General features: G+C 39.5%; 21 protein-coding genes and 1 pseudogene. All 22 read left to right on the top strand.

Translation table 11 applies throughout. From position 1 onward, the window contains the following. Nucleotides 1–134 precede the first annotated feature (134 nt). Entirely contained in the window at nt 135–1,226 is a 1,092-nt protein-coding gene (locus BN1068_RS15975) for a glycerol dehydrogenase (protein WP_077603814.1), read from the top strand. 128 nt (nt 1,227–1,354) lie between these two features. Next, entirely contained in the window at nt 1,355–2,053 is a 699-nt protein-coding gene (locus BN1068_RS15970; protein WP_254846792.1) for a GntR family transcriptional regulator, read from the top strand. A gap of 1 nt (nt 2,054) precedes the next feature. Beyond that, nucleotides 2,055–3,257, top strand: coding sequence for a CaiB/BaiF CoA transferase family protein (locus BN1068_RS15965; protein WP_077603813.1), 1,203 nt, complete (start codon nt 2,055–2,057; stop codon nt 3,255–3,257). Continuing rightward, entirely contained in the window at nt 3,257–4,168 is a 912-nt protein-coding gene (locus BN1068_RS15960) for a hydroxymethylglutaryl-CoA lyase (RefSeq protein WP_077603812.1), read from the top strand. Before BN1068_RS15965 ends, BN1068_RS15960 begins: the two co-directional genes overlap by 1 nt. Then, entirely contained in the window at nt 4,165–5,196 is a 1,032-nt protein-coding gene (locus BN1068_RS15955; protein WP_077603811.1) for a TRAP transporter substrate-binding protein, read from the top strand. Before BN1068_RS15960 ends, BN1068_RS15955 begins: the two co-directional genes overlap by 4 nt. Nucleotides 5,197–5,227: 31 nt before the next feature. Beyond that, nucleotides 5,228–5,725 carry a TRAP transporter small permease gene (locus BN1068_RS15950; RefSeq protein ID WP_077604099.1) on the top strand — a complete coding sequence of 166 codons (498 nt, stop codon included), beginning with the start codon at nt 5,228–5,230 and terminating at the stop codon, nt 5,723–5,725. Beyond that, complete coding sequence (locus BN1068_RS15945) at nt 5,722–6,996, top strand: TRAP transporter large permease (protein WP_077603810.1); 1,275 nt, start codon at nt 5,722–5,724, stop codon at nt 6,994–6,996. The genes BN1068_RS15950 and BN1068_RS15945 overlap by 4 nt, the downstream gene beginning before the upstream one ends. A 160-nt stretch (nt 6,997–7,156) precedes the next feature. Beyond that, nucleotides 7,157–8,884, top strand: coding sequence for an adenine deaminase C-terminal domain-containing protein (locus BN1068_RS15940; RefSeq protein ID WP_077603809.1), 1,728 nt, complete (start codon nt 7,157–7,159; stop codon nt 8,882–8,884). Between the two features lie 125 nt (nt 8,885–9,009). Then, nucleotides 9,010–9,312, top strand: a complete 303-nt coding sequence (locus BN1068_RS15935) for a YerC/YecD family TrpR-related protein (protein WP_077603808.1) — start codon at nt 9,010–9,012, stop codon at nt 9,310–9,312. A 134-nt stretch (nt 9,313–9,446) separates the two neighbouring features. Then, nucleotides 9,447–9,821 carry a RidA family protein gene (locus BN1068_RS15930; protein WP_077603807.1) on the top strand — a complete coding sequence of 125 codons (375 nt, stop codon included), beginning with the start codon at nt 9,447–9,449 and terminating at the stop codon, nt 9,819–9,821. 116 nt (nt 9,822–9,937) lie between these two features. After that, nucleotides 9,938–10,745, top strand: a pseudogene (locus BN1068_RS15925) (IS91 family transposase); the annotation flags it as partial. Between the two features lie 412 nt (nt 10,746–11,157). Continuing rightward, entirely contained in the window at nt 11,158–11,427 is a 270-nt protein-coding gene (locus BN1068_RS15920; protein WP_077603806.1) for a hypothetical protein, read from the top strand. A 95-nt stretch (nt 11,428–11,522) separates the two neighbouring features. Further along, a complete protein-coding gene (locus tag BN1068_RS15915) occupies nt 11,523–12,209 on the top strand; it encodes a heptaprenylglyceryl phosphate synthase (RefSeq protein WP_077603805.1) in 687 nt (228 codons plus the stop codon). Nucleotides 12,210–12,230: 21 nt separating this feature from the next. Next, nucleotides 12,231–14,474 (top strand): DNA helicase PcrA, encoded by a 2,244-nt coding sequence (gene pcrA, locus BN1068_RS15910; RefSeq protein ID WP_077603804.1) that lies wholly within the window; start codon nt 12,231–12,233, stop codon nt 14,472–14,474. A gap of 6 nt (nt 14,475–14,480) precedes the next feature. Next, nucleotides 14,481–16,490, top strand: a complete 2,010-nt coding sequence (gene ligA / locus BN1068_RS15905) for an NAD-dependent DNA ligase LigA (protein WP_077603803.1) — start codon at nt 14,481–14,483, stop codon at nt 16,488–16,490. 6 nt (nt 16,491–16,496) lie between these two features. Further along, entirely contained in the window at nt 16,497–17,609 is a 1,113-nt protein-coding gene (locus tag BN1068_RS15900; RefSeq protein ID WP_077603802.1) for a CamS family sex pheromone protein, read from the top strand. Between the two features lie 334 nt (nt 17,610–17,943). Further along, on the top strand, nt 17,944–19,212 hold the full coding sequence (locus BN1068_RS15895) for a transcriptional regulator (protein ID WP_077603801.1): 1,269 nt from the start codon (nt 17,944–17,946) through the stop codon (nt 19,210–19,212). Between the two features lie 358 nt (nt 19,213–19,570). Beyond that, nucleotides 19,571–19,861: an Asp-tRNA(Asn)/Glu-tRNA(Gln) amidotransferase subunit GatC gene (gene gatC, locus BN1068_RS15890; RefSeq protein ID WP_077603800.1), complete on the top strand. Its 291-nt coding sequence runs from the start codon at nt 19,571–19,573 to the stop codon at nt 19,859–19,861. A gap of 17 nt (nt 19,862–19,878) precedes the next feature. Then, a complete protein-coding gene (gene gatA / locus BN1068_RS15885) occupies nt 19,879–21,345 on the top strand; it encodes an Asp-tRNA(Asn)/Glu-tRNA(Gln) amidotransferase subunit GatA (RefSeq protein WP_077603799.1) in 1,467 nt (488 codons plus the stop codon). Continuing rightward, nucleotides 21,345–22,775 (top strand): Asp-tRNA(Asn)/Glu-tRNA(Gln) amidotransferase subunit GatB, encoded by a 1,431-nt coding sequence (gatB, locus tag BN1068_RS15880; RefSeq protein WP_077603798.1) that lies wholly within the window; start codon nt 21,345–21,347, stop codon nt 22,773–22,775. Before gatA ends, gatB begins: the two co-directional genes overlap by 1 nt. Before the next feature lie 480 nt (nt 22,776–23,255). Beyond that, on the top strand, nt 23,256–24,170 hold the full coding sequence (locus tag BN1068_RS15870) for a diacylglycerol kinase (protein ID WP_077603796.1): 915 nt from the start codon (nt 23,256–23,258) through the stop codon (nt 24,168–24,170). A 200-nt stretch (nt 24,171–24,370) separates the two neighbouring features. After that, complete coding sequence (gene rlmD, locus BN1068_RS15865; protein ID WP_077603795.1) at nt 24,371–25,759, top strand: 23S rRNA (uracil(1939)-C(5))-methyltransferase RlmD; 1,389 nt, start codon at nt 24,371–24,373, stop codon at nt 25,757–25,759. The last annotated feature ends 306 nt before the right edge of the window (nt 25,760–26,065 follow it).

Raw genomic sequence — 26,065 nt, 5'->3', positions numbered from 1 at the left:
TTTAACCGCTATTTTTGCCTGAAGCGGAAGAACCGGTTTTAGGTTTAATACATACAAGCTGCAATTTACGAATGTTTAATAAGTTATGAGCTGTGTAATATAATAAATACAAATTTAAGGAATGGAGAGATTATATGCCAAATATTATTTACACTTCACCGAGCAAATATGTTCAGGGAAAAGGGGCTTTAAAAGAGCTTGGCAAATATGTTGAAGCAGTTGGAAAGAAACCATTAATTATATCTGACGAGGTCGTATGGGAAATTACGAAAGAAACCGTTGAAAGCAGTCTGAAAGCTGCAAATATCGATTTTCATTTTGTCTCATTTAATGGAGAAGCTTCCTTAAATGAAATCAGCCGTATAGCAGAGGAAGGTAAGAAAGCAGAGGCGGACTTTGTAATTGGTGTCGGTGGCGGAAAAACACTTGATACCGGAAAAGCAGTTGCTGATGAACTGAAGGTAAGTGTTGTTATTGTACCTTCCACAGCATCAACTGACGCACCAACAAGTGCCTTATCTGTTATCTATAATGATGAGGGTGTATTTGAATCCTATAAATTTTATAATAAAAATCCGGAATTAGTGCTTGTTGATACAAAGGTAATCGCTGGTGCACCGCCTCGATTATTTGCTTCAGGGATTGCTGATGCAATGGCTACTTGGGTAGAAGCGAGGGCAACGATTAAAAGTAATGGAGAAGCCATGGCTGGAGGAAAAACAAGTATTGCCGCCCGTGCTATTGCAGAAGCATGTGAGAAAACTCTATTTGCATATGCGAAACCAGCTTATAAAGCAGTAGAGAAAGGGCTGGTGACCAGGCACGTAGAGGCAGTGGTGGAGGCAAATACCCTGTTGTCAGGACTTGGTTTTGAAAGTGGCGGGCTGGCTGCTGCGCATGCAATTCATAATGGTTTTACGGTACTCGAAGGGGATATTCACCATTTGACGCATGGTGAAAAGGTTGCATATGGCACTTTGACTCAGCTCGTGCTTGAACTGCATCCAGAGGAGGAAATCAAAAAATATCTTGAATTCTACCGTTCATTAGGCTTACCAACAACATTAAAAGAAATGCACTTAGATGAAGTATCCTATGAGGATTTACGAAAGGTTGGAGAAGCAGCTACACAAGAAGCAGAAACAATGAGTAATCTTTCTAAGGAAATAACAGCAGATGACGTTGCAAATGCTATTTTAGCAGTTGATCAATTAAATAAAAAATAAATATACGGAGAGCTCTGTATCGTTCAGATCGGGGCTCTTTTTGCTATTTATTATAGTAAAAAAAGACTTTTGGATTTTAAAATTCTTATCTTTAAAATAGTTTGACTTTTTGCCCTTGTTGTAATACTATGAACGATACAAATGTATACTGTATACAAGAGGTGATCGTCATTGTAAATATTGTGAAAAAAACACTAAAGAGTCAGGTATATGATTACTTAAGAGAGCAGATTATTATCGGAAAATTCAAACCTGGAGAAAGATTGATTGAAGAAAAGATAGGAGAAGAGCTGAATGTAAGCAGAAGCCCTATTCGTGAATCGATAAGAATGCTGGAGAAAGAAGGATTTCTGAATTTATCAAAAACAGGCGGCGTGACAGTAGTGGAGCCTTCACTTACAGATTATCAATATCTATATGAGTGCCGGATAGAGATGGAGTCCCTTGCTGCTTATTATGCTGCTTTGAGGCGGACGGATGAACAGTTGCTGTTAATGAAAAAGGAAGTGGAGAATACAGTTCTTCATAAGGAAAAGCAAGATGAAAAACGAGTCACTGTAGCTTTTCATGACATCATTATTGAAGCCAGTGCGAATCCTTTTCTCATATCCATGCTTCGAACACTGCGTGGTGTTAACAGCTTTTATCGGGAGGTTATTGTAGATAAGGATCCGAAATACAAGAAAACGGCATTTGTGGACCATGAGCAAATATGGGAGGCTATTGCTGAACAGAATGCGGAAGCCGCAAAAGAATTAATGAAAAAGCATATTGAAAGAGATTTCACACATTTTATGAATTTATACAGAGAAGAGCCGGAGGGATAAGATGGAGACGAAAAAGCCTCTTGAAGGAATAAGAGTATTAGAATTAGGAAATATTGTAGCAGCTCCTTTTGCAGGAAAACTTTTCTCTGAATTTGGAGCAGAGGTTATCAAAGTAGAAGAGCCTACAAATGGAGATCCCCTTAGAAATTGGAGAGTGATGTATAAAGATACCTCCGTCTGGTGGCATGTCCAGTCACGTAATAAAAAATCAATCACAGTTAACCTTCGTGAGGCGGAAGGACAGGAGATTATTAAAAACCTGACTAAAAAAGCAGATGTTGTTCTGGAAAATTTTAAGCCGGGTACTTTGGAAAGATGGGGATTGGGTTATGAAGATTTAAAGAAAGTAAACCCATCGGTGATATTAACAAGAATATCCGGTTACGGGCAGACAGGTCCTTACCGGGAAAAAGCCGGTTTTGGCAGTGTTGCGGAGGCCGTTGGAGGTTTAAGATACCTGACGGGATATCCGGATCTGCCGCCAGTTCGTGTCGGGATTGCTATTGGAGACATGGTAGCCGGTTTATATGCAGTGATTGGAACACTGATGGCGCTGCGGGTACGGGATCGCGATCAGGAAAAAAGAGGACAGGAAGTGGATGTCGCCCTTTATGAATCTGTATTTAGTTTATTGGAAGGAATGCTTCCGGAGTTTGATCTAACAGGGGAGATCCGTGAGAGAACCGGAAGTACACTGCCGGGTGTCGCACCATCTAATTCATACTTATGTGCAGATGGTTCTTATGTCATTATTGGCGGAAATGGAGACCGGATTTTCCAACGGCTGATGACAGCAATAGGAAAAGAAGATATGGCCAATGATTCAAAATATGCCACGAATCAGGATAGAGTAAATAATGTTGATTATATTGACAGCGTCATTGAATCCTGGACGAAGCAATACCCGATTGAAGAAGTACAGCGAATCTTAGACGAGGCCTCTGTTCCGGTCAGTCCTATTTACAGCATTAAGGATATTATTAATGATGCACATTATAGTGCACGGGATATGATACAGGAAATTGAGCTGGAAGATGGCAAGATAGTAAAAACACCGGGAATCGTTCCCAAGCTTTCCGAAACACCGGGAAAAATTGAAACGAATGGACCGGCATTAGGTGAACATAACGAAGAAATCTATAAGGAGTTTCTGGACTTCTCCTATGAGGATTTTAAAAGGTTAAAAGAGGGAGGAATTATCTGATGGCACAAGTGACCATTATTGATGTAAGTCCCCGCGATGGATTACAGACTGAACCAGATTTAATAGCAACTGAAGACAAAGTAAAACTTGTTGACAAATTAACAGAAGCAGGATTAGAAAAAATTGAGGTAACTTCTTTTGTTCATCCTAAAAGAGTTCCGCAGATGGCAGATGCTGAGGATGTATTAAAGCAGCTCAGTCATAATAAAAAATTGCAGGCAGCCGCATTAATCCCAAATCAGAGAGGGTTTATGCGTGCAAGCGCTTTTCAGGGATTAGAACTAAATTGGGCAGCTTCGGCTACGGAAACATTCAGTGATAAAAATTTGGGGATGACCATTGATGGAAATTTCAAAATATTCAATGATGTGATCAAAGAAGTAAAAGCAAAAGGGATGAAAATCTGCTTTTCCATTGCAGTCAGCTTTGGATGCCCCTATGAAGGCAAGGTTAAGGAAGAAAAAGTTCTTGAATTAGTGGAAAAAGCTGTACAGGCTGGAGCAGACAGAATCGGAATTGCAGATACAATTGGAATCGCAACACCGGATGAAGTGGACAGCTTATTCAAAAAAGTATTACATGCAGCCGGAGACACAAAGGTTTCTTTTCATATTCATGATACCAGAGGATTGGGTATAGCGAATGCGTATGCTGCTTATTTAGCAGGCGTGCGTATTTTCGAAACAGCTGTCAGCGGTATTGGCGGGTGCCCATTTGCTCCGGGCTCAGCAGGGAATTTAGCAACAGAAGATCTGGTGTATCTGTTTGAACGAATGGGAGTTGAAACAGGAGTTAATGTAAATAAGCTGTTTGAGGCTGCAGATTTTGCAGCAAATATTTCTACTAAAACACCGTTGGGAAGAATACGTCAATTAGATAGAGAGCGCACAATAAAGGAGATGAGTGAATGAAAAAACTATTCCGTCTTTCTTTTTTGCTGCTCATGGCGGGAAGCCTCTTAGCAGCCTGCAGCAACAACGATCAGGCTTCGAAAGAAACAGAAGCGAGCGGGGCAGAGTATGAACCAGCAACGATACGAATAGCATATAACTTACCGGCAGGTCACCATATTTCAGAAGGTGTCGAAGAATTTGTCAGGAAAATAGAAGAGAAATCAGATGGGCAGATAGATATGCAGGTTTTTGCGAATGGACAGCTGTTGACAGATAAGGATATGAACCAGTCACTTTTAACAGGCGGTGTAGAAATGGGAATGAATTCATCCACGATTTGGGCTTCTACTGTACCGTCTATGGGGATATTTGATGTTCCTTATGCATTTGAGACATATGAAGAAGCTGGGGAAGCGTTGAATGGTGAACTGGGGGACATACTTCGCTCAGAGATGGAGGATGTTGGAGTGAAGGTGCTTATGTTTGCTGACTATGGCTTTGGCCAATTTGCGAATAATAAGCGCCCATTGGAATCACCGGAGGATTTTAAAGGTCTGAAGATTCGCAGCGTGGGAGCACTTCCTTCTGAATTTATTCAAGCTTATGGCGCATCTCCTGTATTTATGGGAGGCGGAGAAGTTTATATGGGGCTGCAAAGAAAAACGGTTGATGGTGCAACATCTGGAACGACTGCAATGGTGCAGCGTAATTATGATGAAGTGACCGATTATTTAACAGTGAATAATTATGTTTACTTTGAATTTATTCTTGGAGTAAATAAAGATTTTTGGGATGGATTACCGGAAAAAACACAACAATTAATCGAGGACACTGCCAGCGAAACAGAAGAATGGATTCGTCATCAGACAAAGCTGGAAGATGAGAGAACGTTACAGGAGCTGAAGGACAGAGGCATGGAAGTATACGAAGTACCAGAAGAAGATATTCCTGTCTGGAAGGAAGCCGCAATGCCGGTCTGGGAGAGTTTCAGGAACGAAGCTGGAGCTGTTGGCGAAGAATTATTAGATATGGTAGATGGCAAATAAAGCTGCTCAATATTTAGAAAGGAGTTATATCATGAATAAACTATATCATTTTTCTGATTTACTGATTAAATGGGCTGCTTATTTGTCCGGTATTTTAATATTTATGACGACTATCATGACATTCTATGAGGTAATGTCCAGAGCATTTTTCAGTATGCCGACCATATGGGCAACAGAATTATCTACCTATGCGATTATTGGGAGCTGTTTTTTGGGAACAGCTTATGCAGTGAGAATGTATTCGCATATCACGGTGGATTTAATCATTAACCGAGTGAATGAGAAGGCACGTATTGTATTAGCTTATATCTCTAATGCACTTGGTTTGATTTTTAGTATTATCCTTACATGGTACGGATTCATACACGTTTTTAAAACATTTGAATTAGGAGTAACTTCTACCTCCTTATTGCGGATACCGATGTATTTACCGGAAAGCTTCATTCCGATAGGCGGTGTTTTGCTGGTTATCGCATTTATATTACAGCTGATAGATGGCGGCGTACATAAAGGGGGAGATCATCTATGAATATATTCTTTGCAGGAGGTTTAGCGACACTGTTGCTTATTGGTCTTCCCGTAGCTTTTTCTTTAGGGCTGCTGGCTGTACTTGGGATGTATTTCTTTAATGGCGGCAGTTTTGCTTTTGCACAAATTCCGATTATCGCCTATAAATCATTGGATGACTTTACCCTGACAGCTTTACCAATGTATGTACTGATGAGCCAAATACTCGTTGTCAGCGGGGTCGGCAGAGATTTATATGAGATGGCAAGCAGATGGTTCAGACATTTTCCCGGAGGCTTAGCGATAGCAACGATCTTCTGTTGTACGATTTTCTCAGCAATCTCCGGATCCAGTGTTGCGACAGCGGTAACAGTCGGAGCTGTCGCGCTTCCGGAAATGGTTCGCCGTGGATATAAAAAAAGGTATGTGCTTGGGCTGTTAGCAGCTGGAGGAACTTTAGGCATTCTTATTCCGCCAAGTGTACCAATGATTTTATATGGATCGCTTACCGGTGTATCTGTAGGTAAATTATTTATTGCCGGAGTTGTACCAGGAATTATATTGACATTGATTTTTATGATTTTTTCTTCTATTCAAATGCGGCATATTAAAGAAGAACCTGCTACATGGACAGAGAGATGGGAAGCTTCCAAAAAAGCAATTTGGGGGCTGCTGCTGCCGATTGTAATTATCGGAGGAATTTATTCGGGGATATTTACCCCGACAGAAGCTGCGGCAATAGGGGTAGTTCTTGCCTTTCTGATTGCATTGCTGGTGTATCGCAACCTGACAGTAGATAATTTAAAGCTGATTATCTTATCTACTGTGAAGACAAATGCAATGATTCTGTTTATTATCATTGGTGCGATGTTACTCGGATTTATCCTGACGATTTTACAAATTCCGCAAGCAATTACGGAGACAGCTATTTCCTTAGATGTATCGCCGTGGGTTATTTTTATTCTGATTAATATCGTATTACTTATTTTAGGAATGTTCTTGGAGACAATTTCTATTCTGGTTATTACCGTACCAATTTTATTCCCTATTATCACTGCTCTTGGCTTCGATCCAATATGGTTTGCGGTTATTATGGTAATCAATATGGAATTAGCATTAATTTCACCGCCAGTAGGGTTAAACCTCTTTGTTTTAAAAGGACTGGATAAAAGGAATACCATTTCTGAAATTGTTAAAGGGGTCATCCCTTATGCTGTGATCATGGTTTTATTTATCCTGCTTTTATCCTTCTTCCCGCAAATAGCAACCTATTTAGTGGAGAATGTGCAATAACAGAAAAGTGTATTTTAAAAGTGAATTCAGACAGCCGTGCTTCTATAGGTGTATAGAGGCGCGGCTTTTTTTAGTTCAAGGATAGGAAAGCAACTTTACTATATTAAAGTACTGCAATGTGATAAAATAAAGAAAATGACAAATAGTGGAGAGTTGCTTAATGACATTATGGAGAAATCGAGAATTACGACAGCATATAAGAGTGATTGACGGGTCGGTTGCGCCAAGTATTGTCTTAACCAATACAACCTATTTAAATGTATATACAAATCAATGGGTAGAGGCAAACATTTGGATTTATGAGGATCGAATTATATATGTTGGTGAAAAATTACCGGAAGAAACCACAGAAACAGAGTATTATGATTGCCGTGGGAAATTTGTTGTACCAGGATACATTGAGCCGCATTCACATCCTTTTCAAGCTGCGAATCCGGAAGTAACGGCAATGTATGCTGCGAAAACCGGGACAACAACGCTAGTGAATGACAATCTGACATGGTATTTGCTTCTCAATAAAAAGAAAACGTTCTCTATGATAAATGCTTTCTCTAATTTACCAGTAAGTATGTTCTGGTGGAATCGGTTTGACGGCCAGACAACACTAAAGGATAAACATATTTTTAATACGAAAGATGTGTTGGATTGGGCGGAGAATCCGCTGGTAATTCAGGGAGGAGAGCTAACCGACTGGCCAAGCTTATTAACAGGAGGGGACCGTTTACTTTACTGGATTCAGGAGATGAAGAAGCTTGGGAAGCCGATAGAAGGCCATTTACCCGGGGCATCCTCCCGTACTTTAACTAAAATGAAGCTTTTGGGAATCACCAGTGATCATGAATCTATGACTGCAGAGGATGTTTTAAAAAGACTGGAGCTTGGCTATCGTGTCAGCCTCCGTTATTCACCGATCCGTCCAGATTTACCTGATATTATCGAAGGACTACTGGAAAAAGGATTAACGCAATTTGATAATATTAGTTTTACAATGGATGGACCGACGCCTGCCTTTATGAAGGATGGCATGATTAACGTTTGTATTGAAAAAGCAATTGAAAAAGGCCTGCCTGCAGAGACTGCTTATCGGATGGCAAGCTATCATCCTGCCAGACATTTTAATATGGAAGAAGAGTTCGGAAGCATCGCGCCGGGACGGGTAGCTCACCTGAATATTTTAATGGATAAACAAAACCCGCATCCTGAGAGTGTTATCGGCAAGGGGAAATGGATAAAAAAGAACGGGAAAGATATTTCTTTTCCATCGGTTATTGATTGGGAAAAATATGATATTACACCACTTGAACTTGACTGGGAGCTGACAGAAGAGGATTTGCAGTTTTCCAGCCCGATAGGTATGGATATGGTTAATGATGTGATTATCAAGCCTTATAGTATCGTTTCCGATGTCAGTGCGGAAGAAATTTCTTCTGAAAAGCAGGAGCAGTTTATTACATTAATTGATAAAAAAGGTGAGTGGCGTGTAAATACAATTATCCGTGGTTTTGCGCCAAAACTCGGTGCATTAGCCAGCAGCTATTCTGCAACAGGAGATATTATCCTTATTGGTAATTCTAAAAAAGATATTGCTAAAGCCACACAACGGATGAAAGCATTAGGCGGAGGCATTGTACTGGCAGACCAGGGTGAAATTTTAGCGGAAATGCCGCTCCCACTTGGAGGCGTTATGCCGGATAATAAGATGGAAGAATTAATTGAAATGAATGAGAAAATAAAGAAAGTACTTACAGAGTATGGGTATGCTTATCAAGACCCGATTTACAGCTTATTATTTCTTTCGGCATTTCATTTACCTTTCTTTCGTATTACACAGCAGGGATTACTCGATGTGAAAATGAGAGAGATTGTTATTCCGGCCACCATGCGATAAGATTGTAAGTTGTTTTGATGAAATTATTTATAGTGATATCACTTTAGTTATGGATAAAATCTATCCCTATCCTTCTTTTAGAAACGACCTTAAAAGAGGGTAGGAGAAAATAAGGGGGAAAAGAAATGCAAATAGACAGGTTACGAGGAGAGCAGCTTGATCAATTATTTGATGCCATTTTGTCATTAGATACGCGTGAAGAGTGCTATCAGTTTTTTGATGATATTGCAACGATGTCAGAGATACAATCCTTATCGCAGCGGCTACAGGTAGCAAAAATGCTGACAGAAGGAAAAACGTACAGTGCGATAGAACAGGAAACAAAAGCATCGACCGCAACGATTTCCCGGGTAAGACGCTGTATTAACTATGGAAGCGATGGTTATAATCTTGTTTTGGGAAGACTGGATGTAAATGACGAAGATTAAAACCTGAGCATGGATATTCCATATTCCAAGGAGAAGTCTGAACCAATTTCAGTAAGTGAATTGGACTGGATTTCTCTTTTCATAACTAGTTTGGATAGTGTTAAATACATCGGAAAAAAGGAGAGTTGCATCTAATGAGAAAAACATACAATGCGGAATTCGCTCAAGTCTCAGGTCCCTATTCACACGCTGTCGATACAGGTGATTATATTTATTTTTCTGGTCAAACAGCCAAAAATGCACCGGATGCCCGGGATATGACTGGTGATATTGCTGCTCAGACGCAACAGTGTTTTGATAATTTGTTTGAAGTAATGAAAGAAGCTAATCTTATCTCGGATGATGTGATAAAAGTAAATGTTTATCTAACAAACATGGATGATTTTGCTGTAATGAATGAAGTATATGAAAAGCAATTTACAGCACCATTTCCTGCAAGAACTTGTATAGCAGTGCTTGCGTTACCACTCGGTGCTGAAGTAGAAATTGAAATGATTGCAAAAAAATAGTATCAATGTAAAAGAGGCTGTTGCACAATCAGATATATGGTTGTGTAACAGTTTTTTTTAAAAGATAAGAAAGTATATAAAAATAGCGCTACCCCAGTATTCGAGACTATAGGAACCCAATAACAGGATTCAAACTCTTTGTTTGTGAAGGATGTCAGGATGTTAGGCATGTGCCCTTTCGATGTAAAGGTCGTTGTTGTACGACCTGTTTTGTTGGAGAAAGTGAAGAATGGAGTCGTCTGATAACGGAAGGAGTCTTGCAGGTGAACCATCGTTATGTGATTTTTATGATGGATGAACATTTGCGTGAGATATTTTTGCGGCATCGCGGGATTGCATACCTTTGGAGAGAAAGTGAATTTTAAGCCGCATGTGCATATGTTAGTGAGTATGGGAGGAGTGACGAAAAAAGGAGAGTGGAAAGCGTATGACTATATCCCGTTTGAAATGCTTCGAAAACAATGGCAGACAGTCGTATTAAAGTTTATTCGGAAACACGTAACAAAAGAGGAGAAGAAAAGGATCCAACCGAGATTACAAAAGGCATTTTCCAATAATGGAGAAGGCTTCTATGTGTTTGTGCCAAAACAAAAAGGAAAGATAAAAGATCAACTGAGCTATATTGGACGTTATATTCGTCGACCAGTGATTGGAGTCAATCGGATCGAGGAATATGATGGTCAGTATGTGACTTTTAACTACATAGATAAAGTAGATGGGAAAGAGAAACGTGAAACGGTAACGGCGGAAGAATTTATCAGCCGTTTGATCCGTCATATTCCGGATGAGCAATTCAAAATGATTCACCGCTATGGGATGTATTTGAGAAGAAGTAAGAAGTTAAGTAGAAAGCTGTTAAGTGCATGGCAAAAAGAGACAAGACGCTGGATCGTGAAAATCAAGAAAACATTGCGCCATCAAACATAGAGAAGAATACAAATTATCAGATGTGCTCTAGTTTAGATAGAAAGAACCGGGCGGGTTTTGCCCGGTTCTTTCTTAACACGTGCTTTAAAAGATTGTTCAAAGATCTCTGCAATTTTTGGGTTATTATGTTATATATGATTAAGTTTTATTTTAAATAAGGCTTAGCTATCAGGGATGCTGATATTTGATAATTATCCTATTTCTTTATATAATCAATACAAGATCAAACGTTCGTATTGGTGAACAACAATTATATCGTATCGTTTTAAAAACTGTCGACAGTCCTGTACTCAAACAACTGATAAAGCCATTATCCTACATGTTATTGAAACTGGCAGATCACATTATTTATAAATTGCCCTGCTTTAAAGCATAAATATAAAAAACCTTATTGAGGGAGGAGAAAACATTGCCGCCAATACAATTGGATGAAATTCCAATCGAGATGAAAGAATACTTAAAAAGGATAATATCTATACGATTTCCACGCCAAGGCTATACATCTAATTTAGGGATAATTGAAAGTGACCAGGGAATTTTTGCGCTTAAAAGGACTAAGGGAAAATTATTTAGTTCTATGTTAAAAAAAGAAGTATCCATTCTAAACTGTTTGAACACCAAGACAGAATTACCCGTTCCGAAAGTGAGAACATTTATCGAACAAAATAGTTCTATATAAAAGAAGTATAAATCTTTACCTTATCCGTTCTAACAATTTGCCGATTTTTGTTATAATGAAGAAACGAATGTAATAATGGAGGATCAGTAACTAATATGAATATAAATGAATGGAAACATATGTTTAAATTAGATCCGGCAAAGGAAATATCTGATGATGACTTAGATAAAGTATGTGAATCAGGGACGGATGCAATTATTGTCGGCGGAACAGATAATGTCACATTGGATGGTGTTCTGGATTTATTGTCAAGAATACGCAGAGCCCACACGGTTCCGGTTGTTTTGGAAATCTCTAATGAAGAAGCGTTAACACCGGGATTTGATTACTATTTTGTACCTATGGTGCTGAATTCGAAAGAGAAAAAATATGTGATGGATATTCAACAGAAAGCGATCAAAGAATATATCGACATGATGGAGTATAGTGAGGTATACTTTGAAGGTTATTGCATTTTAAACCCGGAAGCAAAAGCCTTCCAGCATACGAATTGTGAACTGCCGGAAACAGATGATGTGAAAGCATACGCTTATATGGCAGAGAATGTTTTTCATCTGCCAATTTTTTATGTGGAATACAGTGGCACATATGGTGATCCGGAGCTCGTCTCTGAGGTGAAAGCAGAGCTTGATAAGACAAAGCTTTTCTACGGCGGCGGTATTGAGACTTCCGAGCAGGCCAAAAAGATGAATAAACATGCCGATGCAATTATTGTTGGAAACAGCATTTATACAAATTTAAAACAAGCGCTCAAGACAGTAGACGCTGTTAAAGGAGAATAAGCTCAGGAAGGAAGATGTAACATGGAGCAAACGCTTGAAGCGATGATAAATACATTAAACCCGGAGCAGCAGAAGGCTGTACGGCATACAGAAGGGCCGCTCTTAATTATGGCAGGGGCAGGCAGTGGAAAAACACGCGTGTTAACACACCGGATTGCTTATTTAATGGGAGAGAAGGAAGTAGCTCCACGTAATATACTCGCGATTACCTTTACCAATAAGGCAGCGAGAGAAATGAAAGAACGTGTAGCAAAACTGGTCGGTCCTCAAGGGCAATACATGTGGGTTTCTACCTTCCACTCGATGTGTGTGCGGATTTTACGCCGGGATATTGACCGGATTGGATATTCTTCTAATTTTTCTATTCTGGATAGTGGAGACCAATTATCTGTGATAAAGCAAGTTCTTAAAAATTTAAATATTGATCCAAAGAAATTTGATCCCCGGGCGATGCTTGGACAAATCAGTACAGCAAAAAATGAACTGATTACGGAAGAAGCGTTCGCGAAAAATGCCGGTAATTTCTATGACCGGCAGGTGTCGCAGGTCTATGAAGGCTATCAAAAGATGCTGCGGAAAAATCAATCCTTGGATTTTGATGATCTGATTATGCAAACAATCCATTTATTCGATCGTGTACCGGAGGTTTTGGAATATTACCAGAGGCGGTTCCAATATATTCATGTGGATGAGTATCAGGATACGAACCATGCACAATACTATCTGGTAAAGCAGCTTGCCGAAAAGTATCAAAATTTATGTGTTGTCGGTGACTCGGACCAGTCTATTTATCGTTGGCGCGGGGCTGATATTACGAATATCCTGTCCTTTGAAAAAGACTATCCTTCTGTAAAAACAGTGATGCTGGAACAAAATTACCGTTCTACCAAGTCTATTTTACAGGCTGCGAACAAAGTCATTGGAAATAATTCCGGCCGTAAGCCGAAAAATCTTTGGACGGATAATGATGACGGAAAGAAGATATCCTATTATAAAGGAGCAACTGAGCAGGAAGAAGCCTTATATATTGCAGATATGATTCAGCAATTAACCCAAGGCGGAAAATATCAGCCAAGTGATATTGCGATTTTGTATCGTACCAATGCACAATCCCGTGCAATAGAGGACACCTTTGTAAAATCGGCTATAAGCTATCAGATGATCGGCGGCACGAAATTCTATGACCGTAAAGAAATTAAAGATATGATTGCTTATTTAAGATTAATCACGAATCCAGATGATGATATCAGCTTTCAGCGTGTAGTGAATGAACCGAAAAGAGGAATTGGGAAAACATCGATTGAACGTCTGCAGGCATATGCTGCAGAGCATGATATTTCCCTCTATGAAGCAGTGAAGGAAGTCGATTTCACAGGTGTTTCGAAAAAGGCTGCCAACGCATTAGCAGGATTTCAGGACCTTATCCGTTCTCTCACACAGCAGCAGGAATTTTTAACTGCAACGGACATGGTGGGAGCTGTGTTGGAGCGGACAGGCTACGAGGAAATGCTGAACAATGAACGTTCTATTGAGGCACAATCGAGATTAGAGAACTTAGAAGAGTTTAAAACCGTTACCCAGGAATTTGAAAAAGCAAATGAAGATAAAACACTCATTGCCTTTTTAACAGATTTGGCATTGATTGCGGATATTGATCGTGTCGATGAAGAAGACCCTGATCACTCTCAAAAAATTACCATGATGACACTGCATGCAGCAAAAGGATTAGAATTCCCTGTTGTTTTCTTAATAGGAATGGAAGAGAACGTCTTTCCGCATAGCCGTTCTATGTTTGATGAGGAAGAGATGGAGGAAGAGCGCCGTCTTGCTTATGTCGGCATTACCAGAGCGGAGCAGGAGCTCTACCTGACTCATGCACAAATGCGTACATTATATGGACGCACCAACATGAACCCGATCAGCCGTTTTATTGATGAAATCCCTGAGGAATTATTGGAAGGAAGAGAAGCGGCTCAAAAATCTCCATTTGGCGGAGGCAGCAGCTTGCGAAACAGCTTTGGTATGAAGCAGAAGCAGGAAGCTCCTCCCAAAAGACGTGCTGAGAAGATTCAAGGGCCTAAATCCAGCGGTGCAGAATCGAAAGACTGGGCAGTCGGTGAAAAAGCAGTCCATAAAAAATGGGGAACAGGTACGGTTGTGAGAGTCCAAGGTGAAGGGGATAAGATGGAACTGGATGTAGCATTTCCGGCACCAGTTGGTATCAAGCGTCTTCTTGCAAAATTTGCCCCAATAACAAAGGAGTAAAGAAAAATGAATAAACAAGAAATAAAAGAGCGCATGGACTCCCTGGTTGAGGTTCTTAACCAATATGGCTATTCCTATTATGTATTGGACAACCCGACTGTCCCTGATTCAGAGTATGATAAGAAATCGCGGGAGCTTGAAAAATTAGAAAAAGAATATCCTGAATTCGCGAGAGAGGATTCGCCTACCCAGCGCATTGGCGGCGAACCGCTCGATGCTTTTCAAAAGGTAACGCATGAAACGCCGATGATGAGTCTTGGTAATGCTTTTAACGAACAGGATTTAAGAGATTTTGCCAGACGGGCTGCAGAGGGAGTATCCGGAGATATTACTTTTGTATGTGAACTGAAAATAGACGGTTTAGCAATTTCTCTGAAGTACCGGGACGGGAGGTTTGTTTTGGGTTCCACCCGTGGTGATGGACGGGTCGGTGAGGATATTACATCTAACCTGCGAACCATACGCAGTATTCCATTAAGCATCAAAGAAGCTGGAACCTTGGAAGTCCGCGGAGAAGCTTTTATGCCGCATAAATCCTTTTTGGCACTGAATGAAGAAAGAGAAGAAAAGGGAGAAGAGCCCTTTGCAAATCCAAGAAATGCAGCTGCCGGATCATTGAGACAGCTGGATCCGAAAATAGCGGCTAAACGTAATTTAGATATTTTTCTATACGGAGTCGGTGAGTGGGAAAATAGTAATATAACCAGTCATAGTGAAAGTTTAGATGCCTTGCACGACCTCGGTTTTAAAACAAATAAAGAATGGAAAAGATGCGGGACCATTGAGGAAGTGTTGGAGTATGTTGCATACTGGACCGAGCATCGCAAAGATTTAAATTATGAAATAGATGGTATAGTGGTTAAAGTAGACAGTCTGGACCATCAGGATGAACTGGGTTTTACTGCAAAAAGTCCACGTTGGGCGATTGCTTATAAGTTTCCGGCAGAAGAAGTAGTAACTACATTAAAAGATATTGAATTAAGCGTCGGCAGGACCGGTGTAGTAACACCTACCGCCATTCTTGACCCTGTCCGCATAGCAGGCTCCACCGTGCAGCGGGCATCCCTGCATAATGAAGATTTAATTCGTGAACAGGATATTCGTATTGGTGACCGGGTTGTTATTAAAAAAGCCGGAGACATCATTCCAAAGGTTGTCCGCTCACTTATTGAACAGCGGACAGGGGAGGAAGAAGAATTTCATATGCCTGAGGAGTGTCCTGCATGTGGTAATGAACTCGTCCGCCTGGAGGGAGAAGTAGCGTTGCGCTGCATCAATCCGAACTGTCCGGCACAGCTGATGGAGGGTCTGATTCATTTTGTCTCCAGAAATGCAATGAATATTGATGGCTTAGGAGAAAGAGTCATTATCCAGCTCTTCCGTGAAGATCTGGTCCATACTATTGCTGATTTATATCGGCTGCAAAAAGACGATCTTTTAAATTTGGAACGGATGGGTGAGAAGTCCGTGACGAATCTTCTGAATGCAATAGAGGCTTCCAAGGAAAATTCTTTGGAAAGATTATTATTTGGATTAGGTATCCGTTTTATCGGATCAAAAGCAGCACAGACATTAGCAATGGAATTTGAAACAATGGAGCGGATTCAAGAGGCCTCCTTGGAAGATATTGTAGCAATTGAAGAAATTGGGGAGAAAATGGCAGATTCCATTGTCCGTTATTTTGAAGAAGAAAAAGTAGCACAGCTATTAAAGGAATTAAAAGAGCTTGGAGTAAATATGACCTACACTGGTCAGCGGAAATCGGAAATTGCGACAGATAGCTTATTCTCTGGAAAAACAGTTGTATTGACTGGTAAAATGGAACAGTATACTAGAAAAGAAGCAAAAGAGCTGATTGAATCTCTGGGCGGAACTGTAACAGGAAGCGTAAGTAAAAAAACAGATTTAGTTATTGCCGGAGCAGACGCCGGTTCAAAGCTGGAAAAGGCTGAAAAACTGGGTGTAGAAGTGTGGAGCGAAACAGAGTTAAAAGAAGCGGCTCAGGGAGAGGAGTGATGAGCTTTGAAAAAATGGATAGCATCCATTGCTGTGTTGGCACTGATTTTAAGCGGGTGTACACAGCAATCATCAGATGAGGAAGAAATTGTACAGGACGACGCAGAACAGGAAGAAACCTCCATTGTGCCAAGCAATAGACTTTCTGGTGATAATTACCGGATGATTTTACCGTATAAACCAAGTGAAGCAAGAGGAGTTATTACTAGACAGGTAGCAAACCGTGTAGATATTGATGAGATGGAAGAAGGGCTGCGCCGTCTTTCCAAAGACTCCTATAACCCGGAAGATTACTACTTTCAGGAAGGGCAGTATTTTGACTCCAGTCGTGTCACCGATTGGATTGATCAGCTAAATCCGGAAGTAGAAAAAGGCTCAGACGAAAAAACATTCCGGGAAAATCCGCGCTATCTGACACATATATTAGAGCAGAATTATTTAAAGTCCGAGGAAGGCGGCAATGCTAATTTAGAGGGGATTTCCATTGGACTTGCAATGAAGTCTGTTTATGAATTTCAGACAGATACCGGCGAGCCCACTCAATATGAAGATATCTCTGAGAGTGAGATGATGGAAAAGGCGACAGAGATTGCACAGAATATTGTCAATGACATACGTGAAAATGACGAGGAATTAAGTGATATTCCTATTATGATTGCTGTTTACAGAGAAGCAGAACAATCTTCTCCTGTACCGGGAAATTTTGTAGCCAAAACAAATGTTGCCGCCGGCAGCAATTCTGTTGACGGATGGGATAATGTAGAAGAAGAGAATATTCTTTTTCCTTCTGATGAAGGACAGGAAAAATATTACGATGATCAGGAACGTGTAACAAACTTCGGAAATGAAATTCGTAAATTCTTTCCTAACTACGTTGGCATGGTAGGTGAAGGCTTTTATATAGAAGGAGAGCTTCAGAAATTACGTATTAATGTTCCGATTGAATTTTACGGCAAGGGAGAAATTATCGGGTTTACGCAATATGTAGACGGGCTTATTGACGATATATTCCCGAACTACTATGATATTGAGATTAATATTACTTCCAGCCAGAAGACCGAAAGTCTCCTGTACCGGGATGCCGGTGAAGAGGATATTCAAGTGCATATTTATGATTAAAGTGTGTGTTCCAAAAGCTAGATAAATACTACAAAACTTCAGGAAATTTACTGTTACTTGCAGTTTTATCAGTTAGTGACAGTGAATTTTCTTTTTTTGAGAAAATTTTTCAAAAAAAGAATGTTAAATAGAGTTTTTACTGCTTATTTTCCCAAATTAAAGAGAAGTAGAGTATGGTACAATAAGTGTATAGAATTTATAAAGGTAGAGGGGATAAATTATTAAAATAGCTTATAGTTAATTTGAGAGCATTTGAACTAATTTTCTTGATTTGCGAAAAGGAAAAATAGGATAAGCTATAAAAGTTTAAACAAATCGTGGGGTGAAAGTAAATATGATAGCGATCGGGACATACATTAAAATTCAACGCACGAAGCAGAAAATGACTTTAGGGGAGCTGTCGGAGGGGATTGTTTCCTTATCCTATTTATCTAAGATTGAAAATCAAAAGACAGAGCCTAATGAGGACATCATCAGGAAATTATGTCAACGTCTGCGTATTACAACAGATCATAGTCAGGATGAGGAAATAGGAGAGCTGTGTGAGAACTGGTATACAATGCTTGATGAGAGCTGCAGCGAGCATGATATGGAAGCAGCGTACAGAAAAATTCAAAATCTGATGGATAAAAACTATTCAAACCATCTTATTATGTTTGAGATTCATAAGATCAAATATTTTTTATTAATTGATAGAAAAGATCTTGCTGCCAATAAAATTACCCAGTTAAAAGAGGCTGTGAATACATTCAGCATCGAAGAACAATACTACTGGTATAAGTTTAATGGGCGCTACAGTTATGCTTTGAAGAACTATTATCACTCCATGTATCAGTATAAGCGGGCAGAAAAAATTACAGAGAGTTACCGGTTGAATGAAGAAGCGGAAGCAGACTTGAAGTATTGTATTTCTATGACGCATTCCAGGTTAAGAAATTCTCTCGCAGCAATTGAATATGCCGATGAAGCTCTGGAAATGTATATGAAACAATATAAATTTTTACGTTGTGCTCGAGTGCACAATATTTTAGGAATATGTTATAGTCATATTAAATTTTATGAAAAGGCAATTAAGAATTTCACACTCGGCTTACAGCTTGCACAAACAATCAATGATAAAAATATTATCCAAAAGATTTACCAGAACTTTGGTTATCTGTATGCGTCAAAGGGTGATTCGTCAAGAGCAATTGAATACTATAAAAAGGTTTTGGATGATCAAGATGTGCGGGCCAGCATTAAAGTAGAGGTAGCATCGTTACTTGTACGTGAATATTATCATTCAAATTATTATGATGAAGCTGAAGAATATATTGATTATGGGTTAAGTGCATTCTATGACCTGAAGGATAAGCAGCCATACGTAGTATATAAATATATTTTACGGAGCTACAGTTATTTGTTAGATGAGCAATTAGATCAGTTCGAGCAGCTGTTGGTTAATGACCTTCTGCCGATGTTAAAGAAACAGAAGGACTATGGTAACTTCATTCTTTATTCCGAATTTTTAGCGAAGCAATATGAAAGTAATAATAATTACAAAGATGCTGCCCTGTATTATAGAGAAGCAAGTCAAATTTATAAACATATTGCACATATCTAATTTCATTTGAATGTTTAAAACCAAGTTATTCTATACTATTAATTGTTAATATAGAATGATTTGGTTTTTTGTGTGGAATGATAAACTTGCTTTGCATCAACTGACTTTGCTATTATCAATAGTGTTAAATAAAATGAATATAAGAGGATGTTAAAAAAGACCAGTAAAAATGATACGGCGAACTTCTTGGTCCTGTTTAGCGGACTTTTTGAACACATACTATAATATACATAAGAAATTATGATATAATATTAATTTGTTGAACCATATAAACAACCCTGAATCCACGCTGGAATATAAGTGCTATTACGGTAGCATATTATAAAATATAACTACTATAATTTTGGAGGTTAAACGAATGGCAGAGATTTCAAAAGAGCAAGTGAAGCATGTAGCTAATCTGGCACGCTTAGAATTTGATGATGAAGCCGTTGAGCAAATGGCAAACGAGCTGAGTGCAATAATTGAATATGCTGAGCAGCTAAACGAATTAGATACAGAGAATGTAAAGCCGACAACGCACGTATTGGATTTGAAAAATGTGATGCGTAAAGACGAACCTAAAAAATGGATTACACAAGAGGAAGCATTGAAGAATGCTCCAGATCAAAAAGATGGACAAATCCGTGTGCCATCGATCTTAGAATAAAGGAGGGAATAGGATTCATGTCTTTGTTTGACTATACAATAAAAGAATTAGAAGCAAAATTACATAATCATGAGATTACTGTAGAAGATTTAGTAAAAGAGTCTTACGAGCAAATTAAAGAAGTGGATGGAGATGTGCATGCATTCTTAACACTTGATGAAGAAAAAGCATTGGAAAAAGCGCGGGAATTGGACAAGCGCGAGGATAAATCCGGTATCTTATTCGGTATTCCGGCAGGTATTAAGGATAATATCGTAACGAAAGGGCTTCGTACTACCTGCGCAAGTCAGTTTTTAGATAACTTTACAGATCCATTGTACAATGCAACGGTTGTTGACAAGCTGGATGCTGAAAACCCGGTTGCTGTCGGCAAATTAAATATGGATGAATTTGCAATGGGTTCTTCTAATGAAAATTCCGGATATGAGCCGACCCGTAATCCATGGAATACAGATCATGTTCCCGGTGGTTCCAGCGGTGGATCAGCTGCAGCAGTAGCAGCGGGTGAAGTACTGTTTTCACTTGGATCGGATACAGGCGGATCTATCCGTCAGCCGGCAGCTTTCTGCGGCGTAGTTGGAATGAAGCCGACATATGGCCGGGTATCCCGTTTTGGCCTTGTTGCGTTTGCATCTTCATTAGACCAGATTGGCCCGTTAACCCGTACAGTAGAGGACAATGCACGAGTACTGGAAGTTATTGCTGGTCATGACAAAATGGACTCTACCAGCGCGGATGTAGACGTTCCAGCTTATACAGAAGCATTAACCGGTGACGTGAAAGGGTTAAAAATCGCAGTACCTAAGGAATACCTGGCAGAAGGTGTTTCAGAAGAAGTGAAGCATTCTGTAATGGAAGCATTGAAGGTTTATGAATCACTTGGTGCAACCTGGGAAGAGGTTTCTTTACCGCATTCTAAATATGCATTGGCAACGTATTATCTATTATCATCCTCTGAGGCATCTGCGAACTTAGCCCGTTTTGACGGCGTCCGTTATGGTGTCCGTTCAGAGAATGCCGAAAATATGCTGGATATGTTTGTGAAATCCCGCAGTGAAGGCTTTGGTGATGAAGTAAAACGCCGTATCATGCTCGGAACTTTCGCACTTAGCTCCGGCTACTACGATGCTTACTATAAAAAAGCGCAAAAGGTACGTACATTAATTAAAAATGACTTTGATAAAATTTTAGAGGAATATGATGTGATTGTTGGACCGACAACTCCAACACCAGCGTTTAAAGTTGGAGAAAAAACAAGCGATCCTTTAACGATGTATGTCAATGATATCCTGACCATTCCTGTTAACTTAGCAGGTGTGCCTGGAATCTCTATTCCATGTGGTTTTTCCGAAGAGGGACTGCCAATCGGCCTGCAGATTATTGGAAACTATTTTGATGAAAGCACTGTTTATCGTGCTGCACACGCATTTGAACAAGCAACAGAACATCATAAAAAACGACCTCAACTGGGAGGTGCCAAGTAATGAATTTCGAAACAATTATTGGACTTGAGGTACACGTAGAATTAAAAACAGCATCAAAAATCTTCAGCCCGAGTACGAATGAATTTGGTTCCGCACCAAACACAAATGTGAATCCAATTGATTTGGGTTATCCCGGAACATTACCGGTATTAAATGAAGAAGCGGTAAACTTTGCAATGAAGGCTGCAATGGCGCTTAATTGTGAGGTAGCAACTGATACAAAATTTGACCGTAAAAACTATTTCTACCCGGATAATCCGAAAGCTTATCAAATCTCGCAATTTGATCAGCCAATCGGTGAGCATGGCTCGATTGAAATTGAAGTGAACGGCAAGAAGAAAAAAATCGGTATTACCCGTCTGCACTTGGAAGAGGACGCAGGGAAATTAACACATGGAGAAGATGGCTACTCTTATGTCGACTACAATCGTCAAGGAACGCCATTGATTGAAATTGTATCTGAGCCGGATATGCGTTCCCCGGAAGAAGCTTATGCATACTTGGAGAAGCTGAAAAATATTATTCAATATACAGGTGTATCTGATGTAAAAATGCAGGAAGGCTCTCTGCGCTGTGATGCCAATATTTCACTTCGTCCAATTGGACAAGAAGAATTTGGTACAAAAGCAGAATTGAAAAACTTAAACTCCTTCTCCTTTGTCCAAAAAGGATTAGAATTTGAAGAAAAACGCCAGGAAAAAGTATTATTATCCGGCGGAGAAATCCTGCAGGAAACACGCCGTTACGATGAAAAAACAAAAGAAACTATTCTTATGCGTATCAAAGAAGGCTCTGATGACTATCGTTATTTCCCGGAACCGGATCTTGTACCGCTTTATATTGATGAGGCATGGAAGGAACGGATCCGCAGTGAAATTCCTGAGCTTCCAGATGCAAGAAGAGCCCGTTATGTGAGTGAATTAGGATTGTCTGAATATGATGCCAATGTTTTAACAGCATCCAAGCAGATGTCTGATTTCTTTGAAGAAGCAGTAGGCCATGGTGCAGATGTGAAACAAGTGTCCAACTGGTTAATGGGAGAGGTTTCTGCTTATATGAATAAGCATTACAAAGAAATTGAAGAGCTGGCCATTACACCGGATGCTCTGGCGAAAATGGTTAAACTGATTGAGGATGGCACCATTTCATCTAAAATTGCGAAAAAGGTGTTCGCTGAATTGGTTGAAAATGGCGGTGATCCGGAAAAAATCGTTGAAGAAAAAGGCCTGGTCCAAATATCTGATCCAGAGCAATTAAAACAGATTGTAAATGAAATTCTTGATCAAAATGAACAGTCTATCATTGATTTTAAGGACGGGAAGAAAAAAGCAAAAGGCTTCCTGGTCGGGCAAATTATGAAAGCAACAAAAGGACAGGCGAACCCGCCTCTAGTAAATCAGATTCTAGCAGCCGAGCTTGAGAAGAGATAAGCTTTCTTAATAAGAAAAAAGCAAAAGAATAAGTAAGACATAACAGATGGGCTGTCGCAGAAAATAAATGTGGCAGCCTATCCAATGGAAAAAAATGAAAAGCATGTTAGCAGCCATTGGAGAAAAAAGTTTCGTTTTATCGAAGCTTGTAACTTTTTGTTCATTATGCTTTTCAAACATATAAAAAAGGGCTATGATATGGATTAGGCGAGTTTGTTTCATAGTATGATTTTCAAAAAAATATTCTGGAGACTTAAATATATAAATAACTTTATCTAACATTATAAAGATTATCACCTCACTGGAATTTTTAATATGTGAGGTTTCATTTTACAATACATGATATATTTTTTAGCTGCGTTCTATGCAATGTATGTAACAAAGTAAAAACCTCTCAATAATCGAGGTTCACTTTAATTTATACGTGTCTGACAAAATCCAAATTACAATATCGACTGGACCGTATGGGGAGGAAAGAACATGAAAAAGGCCCGAATCATTTATAACCCAACTTCGGGACGCGAAGCTGTCAAAAAAGAATTACCAAATATCTTAGAAAAGCTGGAAAGAGCTGGATATGAGACCTCAGCACATGCAACGACCTGTGAGGGAGATGCTACTGCTGCAGCAAAAACGGCTGTAGAAAGAGGCTATGACTTAATTGTTGCTGCCGGTGGAGATGGTACAATTAATGAAATCATTCACGGAATGGCAGAACAGGAGCATCGCCCAAAACTGGCAATCTTACCTGCTGGAACTACAAACGATTTCGCCAGAGCACTCAGTATTCCTAAGGATATCGGTAAAGCGGCAGACATTATTTTGGAAGGCAATTCGATGAAATTAGATATCGGAAAAGTGAATGAGCATTATTTTATCAATATTGCTGGAGGCGGGAAGCTGACAGAATTAACATATGATGTGCCCAGTAAATTAAAAACAATGATAGGCCAGTTGGCATATTATATGAAAGGTATTGAAATGCTCCCTTCCTTAAAAGCGGCCAGGGTAAAGATTGAATATGATGATCAGGTGCTGGAAGAGGATATTATGCTTTTCCTGATCTCTAATACGAATTCTGTCGGCGGTTTTGAAAAGCTTGCTCCTGATGCGCGTTTAAATGATGGGTATTTTGATGTTTTGATTTTAAAGAAAACTAATTTGGCAGAGTTCATTCAAATTGCTACCCTTGCACTTCGGGGAGAGCATTTAAAAAGTAAGAATATTATTTATACACAAGCAAAGCGTATCAAGGTTACCAACGAGGAAAAAATGCAGTTGAATATTGATGGAGAATATGGCGGTCTGCTGCCGGGAGAATTTATTAATCTTCAGGAGCATATCGAATTTATAGTTCCAGCTGAATTTATTGAGCACCAGGAAGACTTGAAATAATTTTGAAAGCCTCTGAACATGACATTGTTTTGGAGGCTTTTATTATGTGTATGTAGTTTTTCAGGAAGAGCACTGAACAAGATAAAACTGCCATTCCTTACAGCCAAGAAAGACTAATAAACAAGGACAGTTGTTGTTCTTCAAACGCATATGATAGAATAAGGTATTAAAGTCGATTACGGAAATAGAGGAAGATAAAAATGGCGAAATCACCAGGAAATACTCCTGTCCAAAAAAATGAACAATTAACTATTACGATTGAAGATATAACCCATGAAGGAAGCGGTGTAGGAAAAGTAGACGGATACCCCTTATTTATTCCGAAGACCCTGCCGGGAGAAGAAGCAGTAATTAAAGTAGTCAAAGTAAATAAAAACTATGGCTTCGGGAAGCTGTTAGAATTGAAGAAAACAAGTCCAGAACGTGTAGAGCCGACCTGTCACGTGTATTGCGGAGGATGTCAGCTTCAGCATATGAGCTACCCTCTTCAATTGCAGATGAAACAGAATCAGGTTCATAACGTGATGAAAAAAGTAGCACATCTGGAGCATGTTCTTATTTCTCCAATTATCGGTATGGAAGATCCTTCTCATTATCGAAACAAGATTCAAATTCCTGTGGATGAAAAAAATGGTGAATTAATTACAGGCTACTATCAGAAGAGAAGCCACCGGATTTTACAAAACCAGGACACTTGTCATGTTCATAGTCATGCAATGAATGAGGTACTTCCATTTGTTCGTCATTTAATGAATAAATATGGTGTCAAAGCTTATGATGAGAAAACGCATCGCGGTGAATTACGCCATATTATGATTCGGACAGGCCATTTTACAGGAGAAATGATGGTTGTTTTTGTGACACGTACAGCAAAGCTGCCTGCGAAGGAGCAAATTATTGAGGAGCTGACAGAGAAATTTCCTTTTATCAGCTCGATTGTACAGAACATTAACGATCAGCGCACAAATGTCATATTGGGAAAAAAGACCAAAGTATTATGGGGAGCAGCCTATATTCTCGACACGATAGGCGATCTCACCTTTGCGATTTCTCCAAAGTCCTTTTATCAGGTCAATCCGGTACAAACAAAAGTGCTTTATGATAAAGCTCTGGAATATGCCAATATTGATGAAAATGATGTTGTAATTGATGCATACTGTGGAATAGGGACCATATCTCTTTTCCTTGCCCAAAGAGCTAAAAAAGTCTACGGAATTGAAGTTGTTCCGGAAGCCATTGAAGATGCGAAGAAGAATGCAGAACGTAACGGAATAAATAATGCTGAATTTACAGTAGGGCAGGCTGAGAAGGTAATGCCGAAGTGGAAGAAGGAAGGGCTGAATCCAGATGTGATTGTTGTTGACCCTCCAAGAAAAGGCTGCGGTCCGGAGTTTCTGGATGCGATGATTGCAATGGAACCGAAGCGGATTGTTTATGTTTCCTGTAATCCTTCGACGTTGGCTAGGGATTTAAGGATTTTGGAGGATGGCGGTTTTGAGACAAAGGAAGTTCAGCCGGTGGATATGTTTCCGAATACGGGGCATGTGGAGGCAGTCGCGTTACTGTCGAGGATGAATGAAAAAATATAATTAGAATCATATTAGAAAAAGGATTCCCCGACTTTTGGTGAGCTACCTTTAAGTACATCAAAGTCGAGGAATCTTTCTTTTTGTATTCTTGCTTCACATAGAACCGTAAAGTATAAAGCGGTAGAAGCTAGTAGCCCTGATAAGACGTACACCGACTGATATAAAATAAAATTTCCTTTTGTTGGGCACTTACAGCTAGTCACACTGCGGTAGATGTGAAAGCCATATAAATTCTATATTATCTTTTATCTATATAATATTAATTCCAATTCAAGTGTTTTGTATTTTCTTTAAAGCTGTTCAACT

The sequence above is a fragment of the Oceanobacillus sojae genome (genome assembly GCF_900162665.1).
Lineage (GTDB): Bacteria > Bacillota > Bacilli > Bacillales > Amphibacillaceae > Oceanobacillus > Oceanobacillus sojae_A.
Note: the sequence above shows the minus strand (reverse complement) of the source record. Positions and strands in the feature narration are given on the sequence as shown.